The organism is Stenotrophomonas sp. HMWF003, from assembly GCF_003061285.1.
GTDB lineage: Bacteria > Pseudomonadota > Gammaproteobacteria > Xanthomonadales > Xanthomonadaceae > Stenotrophomonas > Stenotrophomonas maltophilia_AP.
In genome coordinates this window covers 1-2094 of the sequence record NZ_QAIW01000263.1, presented here as the reverse complement: position 1 = coordinate 2094, position 2094 = coordinate 1, and the positions used below count along the sequence as shown (strand labels likewise).

The following is a 2094-nucleotide window of genomic DNA, read 5'->3' as shown; positions in this document are numbered from 1 at the left end:
GCTCCGGCTTGAGATTCGGCTTGGGGAGGCAAGTGGGCAAGCCCCTACCCACTGATCCTCTGTTGGAGGACACGGCCGGCCTGCGTGGCGGGGTAAACTAGTCCGATGTCTTCCCGCCCCGCGCACGACCTGCTCAGCCGCATCTTTGGTTACGACGATTTCCGCGGTCCGCAGCAGGCGATCGTTGAACATGTCGCTGCCGGCAATGACGCGCTCGTATTGATGCCCACCGGCGGCGGCAAGTCGCTGTGCTACCAGGTACCGTCCCTGCTCCGCGAGGGAACCGGCATCGTCATCTCCCCCCTCATCGCCCTCATGCAGGACCAGGTCGAAGCCCTGCGCCAGCTGGGCGTGCGCGCTGAATTCCTCAATTCCACCCTCGATGGCGACACCGCCGCCCGGGTCGAACGCGAACTGCTCGCCGGCGAGCTCGACATGCTCTATGTCGCTCCAGAGCGCCTGCTCACCGGCCGCTTCCTGTCCCTGCTCTCGCGCAGCCGCATCGCCCTGTTCGCCATCGACGAAGCCCACTGCGTCTCCCAGTGGGGCCACGACTTCCGGCCTGAATATCGCCAGCTTACCGTCCTCCACGAACGCTGGCCCGACGTCCCGCGCATCGCCCTCACCGCCACCGCCGACCCGCCCACCCAGCGCGAAATCGCCGAACGCCTCGACCTGACCGGCGCCCAGCACTTCGTCAGCTCCTTCGACCGGCCCAACATCCGCTACACCGTCGTCCAGAAAGACAACGCCAAGCGCCAGCTGCTCGACTTCCTCAAGGTCCACCGCCAGGAAGCCGGCATCGTCTACTGCATGTCACGGCGCAAAGTCGAGGAAACCGCCGAGTTCCTCTGCAAGGAAGGCCTCAACGCCCTGCCCTACCACGCCGGCCTGCCCGCCGAAGTGCGCGCCGCCAACCAGCGCCGCTTCCTGCGCGAGGATGGCATCGTCATGTGCGCCACCATCGCCTTCGGCATGGGCATCGACAAACCCGACGTCCGCTTCGTCGCCCACACCGACCTGCCCAAGTCCATGGAAGGGTATTACCAGGAAACCGGCCGTGCCGGCCGCGACGGCGAACCCGCCGAAGCCTGGCTCTGCTACGGCCTGGGCGACGTCGTGCTGCTCAAGCAGATGATCGAACAGTCCGAGGCCGGCGAAGAACGCAAAAGCCTCGAACGCAACAAGCTGGACCACCTGCTCGGCTACTGCGAATCCATGCAGTGCCGGCGCCAGGTGCTGCTGGCCGGGTTCGGCGAAACCTATCCCCAGCCCTGCGGCAACTGCGACAACTGCCTCGTCCCGCCCGACGCCTGGGACGCCAGCGTGGCCGCCCAGAAAGCGCTCAGCTGCGTCTACCGCAGCGGCCAGCGCTTCGGCGTGGGCCACCTGATCGACATCCTGCGCGGCGGCGAGAACGACAAGATCCGCCAGTTCGGCCACAGCGAACTGAGCACCTACGGCATCGGCAAGGACCTCGACGCCCGCACCTGGCGCAGCGTGTTCCGCCAGCTGGTGGCCGCCAGCCTGCTCGAAGTGGACACCGAAGCCTACGGCGGCCTGCGCCTCACCGATGGCAGCCGCGAGGTCCTCAAGGGCCAGCGCAAGGTCATGATGCGCCGCGAAAGCCCCAAGACCCGCGAGCGCGACCGCAGCGGCCAGCGTACCGGCCTGTCCGTGCTGCCCGAGGATCTGGTCCTGTTCAACGCGCTGCGCAGCCTGCGCGCCGAACTGGCCAAGGAACAGAACGTACCGGCGTTTGTGATCTTCCACGACAGCACCCTGCGCAACATCGCCGAACAGCGCCCCACCAGCATCGACGCGCTTGGCAAGGTCGGCGGTATTGGCGGCACCAAGCTCGCCCGCTACGGCGAGCGCCTGGTCGAGATCGTGCGCGAGGAAGGCTGATGTCCTCCTGCGTCCACACGGACCCGCATCCAGAGTTGAACGCCGCGTTCAGCCACAGGTGCGGGCGCCCGGTTTTGGCGCTAGGGTGACGCCCATGACCCCCGGTGGCCTGCTCCTGCGCGTGGTACTGATGCTCAGCCTGTTGCTCAACGGGCTGAACGCGGCGTTCAACTCTGGATGCGGGTC

At 67.0% G+C, this 2094-nt stretch carries 1 protein-coding gene; it reads left to right on the top strand.

The window, feature by feature from the left end:
* The first annotated feature begins 105 nt into the window (after positions 1–105).
* Positions 106–1908, top strand: a complete 1803-nt coding sequence (gene recQ, locus DBR34_RS10935; protein WP_128096813.1) for a DNA helicase RecQ — start codon at positions 106–108, stop codon at positions 1906–1908.
* The last annotated feature ends 186 nt before the right edge of the window (positions 1909–2094 follow it).

Excerpts from the sequence above, each read along its gene's own strand:
- recQ (WP_128096813.1), top strand. The coding sequence starts at position 106 with ATGTCTTCCCGCCCCGCGCACGACCTGCTCAGCCGCATCTTTGGTTAC.